Here is a 3,532-nt window from a genome sequence, read left to right as displayed (position 1 = left end):
GTTCATACAGTTGCCTTCCCATATTTATATACTGGGAACCTTGACCTGTGAAGAGAAAGGCTATCTTGGGAACTTCCCTATTTGGTTGTCCTGAAAACACTCCTACTAATTCTGACTGAGTTTTCCACCCAAGCAGTTTGTCTATTAATTCTGTGGGGTCAGATGCCATCACCCCTAGTCGATGATTAAAATGGGCTCTGCCTGTAGAGGCTGTATAACATACATCTGCTAGGGCTAACTCGGGATGAGTTTCTAGATAACTTTGATAACTATTGACTAAATCTTCTAAAGCTTTTTCGGTTTTGGCTGACAGAGTTAATAGATGAACTGGACGTTCAATAATGTTCTGAGTTGTGACTATTGAGGGAGCTTCTTCTATAATTACATGAGCATTAGTACCGCTAGCTCCAAAGGAACTGATACCTGCGATACGACTGTGATTATTTACCTGCCAAGGCTGGATGTTGGTTGATACTTGTACAGGTAATTTGTCCCAATTAATATAAGGATTTGGCTGATGAAAATGCAGGGACGGCGCGATTTGTCGATTTTGCAGTTGCAACACCACTTTCATTAAACCTGCAATTCCCGCTGCTGACTCCAAATGACCAATATTAGTTTTTACTGAACCAATAATTAAAGGTTTTTGTTGAGAATGAGTTGCCCCAAATACTTCTCCCACTGCTTCCACTTCAATGGGATCCCCCAAAGATGTGCCTGTACCATGGGCCTCTAGATAACTGACACTAGCTGGTTCTACTCCTCCATTTTCTAAGGCTTGACGAATCAATGCTTGTTGAGATGAACCATTGGGAACTGTTAATCCACTACTATTTCCATCTTGGTTAGTTGCACTACCCCGAATTACTGCTAGGATATTATCTTGATCTGAGAGCGCATCCGACAAACGTTTGAGTACAATCATACCACAACCTTCACCACGGACAAATCCGTCTGCCGCAGCATCAAAAGTCTTACAACGACCATCCACCGACAATATTTTGGCTTTACAATAGTTGATTGTTATTTCTGGAGAAATCGATAAATGTACCCCTCCTGCCAGGGCGAGATTGCACTCTTGATTCCTCAGACTAGAACAAGCTAAATGAGTACTTATTAAAGAAGAAGAACAAGCTGTATCTACTGCTACACAGGGACCTTTAAGGCCGAGGATATAAGAGATTCGCCCTGATGCTATACTGTGGCCATTACCTAGACCTGAGTAAGCATCAATTTGTTCAGGACCTTGAGTAAATATATTTTGAGAATAGTCGTTGCTAGTTATACCAATAAATACGCCTGTTTGAGTTCCTATCAGTTTTTGTGGATTTGTAGCAGAACGCTCTAAGGCTTCCCAAGTTACTTCTAGAAGTAATCGATGTTGGGGGTCTAAATGAATTGCTTCTTTAGGAGAAATACCAAAAAAACTGGCATCAAACTCCCGTATTTGCTCAACAAAGGCTCCATAACGAGTATAGATTTTACCGGGAGTGGTAGGGTCAGGGTCATAATATTTACTAAGAGGCCATCGGTCTGGTGGCACTTCAGTAATAGTATCTACTCCATTTTGTAAAAGTTGCCAGAAGGCTTCAGGGGTAGATGCACCTCCAGGAAAACGGCAACCAATTCCAATTATGGCAATTGGTTCCTTGCTTTGATTTTTATACCTTTCTAGTTGGTAGCGTGCATCTTTGAGGGCTTTAATCGTTCTTTCTAAAGGTAGGTTTGGTTCTTTTTCTTGTGTTTGTTTTGGATTCATGTTGTGTTAATAGAGTAAGTTTACAAGTAGTTTTAGTAAATTATGTTGGTGTTTGATCTGGTTTCCAACTTGACCCACAAAACCTATTGTTATTTAAATTAAATTTTCTAATTCTTCAAGTTCTTTAAGAAGTGATGCCTCTAATTCAAATTCTGTCCGTGGGCTAGTGTCTGATAACTCGGATGACTTTTCTTCATATGAGTCAAGCGATCGCAACTCAGTATCCTCTTGTTGAGTATCCGTTAAGTTTAATTTTTGGGCCAAGTAATCTACAAGCTGATTAATTGTAGAATAACTAAAAGCCAGAGAAGATGGAAGCGATCGCTTCAAACTACTTTGCAATTTATTCCTCAACTCCACAGAAGTCAAAGAGTCCATACCTAAATCAAAAAACCCTGTTTCCAAAGCAATTGATTCAGGGTGACTAATCCCCAACACATTAGCCACCTGACGACGCACATGAGCCACCAACAACAAGCGGCGCTCATTAGGTTGTGTAGCCTCCAACTTTAACAGAAAATCTGACTTCGATGGTTCTGCCACCTCCAATATAGTTTCCTGCCAATCCGCCAAAAACCGCCACTGCGTCACTCTCTCCTGCCACAGAGACCAATCAATAGGCACCACCCCTACTTCTACATCCGAACCACTCATCAATAGTTCTAAAGACTCCAATACCTGAGCCGGAGATATTACACCCATCCCCTGCTTACTTGCCCTCACATCTGCACCCCGTTCAGCCGCCTCTCCCACTTGAGAAACTGCTCCCCAATGAATACTCAATCCCGGTAATCCCATAGTTCGACGATAATGAGCCAAACCATCAAGAAAAGCATTAGCACAGGAATGATTTCCCTGACCCGGTGAACCCAACAGAGATGCTGCTGAAGAAAACAGCACAAAAAAGTCCAATGGTTGATTTTGACTCAATTGATGTAAATGCCAAGCACCTTGCACTTTCGGTGCCATCACCCGCTCAAAACTAGACCAACTCTGGTTTTGTAGCACTCCATCTGATAACATTCCCGCCGAATGAATCACTCCTCCTAAGGGTCTATTTGACTCATCTATTCTCTGCAACACACCTGTGATCGATTCCCAATCAGATACATCGGCTATTTCCACTACCACGGACGCTCCTGCCATTTCTAACTCTGTTATTTTTTTGATACCAGCATCATCCGGTGAACGGCGTCCCAACAAGACCAAATGTTTAGCCCCCTTTGACACCATCCAATTAGCTACCAGTAAACCCAAACCTCCCATACCTCCTGTAATCAAATAGCTAGCTCCAGAACGGAAACTTAAGGGCTTTTGAGTCTTACCATCAGCTTGTTGTGCCACTGGTTGCCGATGATGACTACCCACCAACCGAGCCACATAACGACCATCCCCACGCCATGCTACCTGGTCTTCGGAATCCTCCGACCAAATTTCTTTAAATAGGGCATCAGCCTGAACCTCATAAGTCTCCTCTGGGTCTAAATCTATACGAGTACAGTTCAACTCTGGATGTTCCAAGCTAATCACTTTACCCATTCCCCACACCGAAGATTGAGCTACTCCTGGTATCACCGGATGATGAGCAGGCACCGCCTGAGCACCATTTGTCACTAACCATAATCGAGGGACAGTTGATAACCCGCCTTTCACCAATGCTTGTACTAAAGATAGAGTTGTGCCACACCCTAACTTCGATAAACTTCCTAACTCCTCAGAATTAATCCCTTGACCCACTCCGGCTTCAGTCGTCCAACATTGTACCACTCCATA

At 42.9% G+C, this 3,532-nt stretch carries 2 protein-coding genes; both read right to left on the bottom strand.

All coding sequences use genetic code 11. The features are described 5' to 3' along the window. On the bottom strand, window positions 1-1,759 hold a 1,759-nt coding region (locus tag F6J99_RS43305; RefSeq protein WP_293123179.1), incomplete at its 3' end, for a type I polyketide synthase. Window positions 1,760-1,852: 93 nt separating this feature from the next. Continuing rightward, window positions 1,853-3,532, bottom strand: a 1,680-nt coding sequence (locus tag F6J99_RS43300) for a beta-ketoacyl reductase (protein WP_293123176.1), incomplete at its 5' end; no start/stop codon positions are given.

This window comes from Moorena sp. SIO4G3 (assembly GCF_010692305.1).
Taxonomy (GTDB): Bacteria; Cyanobacteriota; Cyanobacteriia; order Cyanobacteriales; family Coleofasciculaceae; genus Moorena; species Moorena producens_A.
The sequence above is the reverse complement of the archived record's forward strand: the minus strand, read 5'-3'. Positions and strand labels throughout refer to the sequence as shown.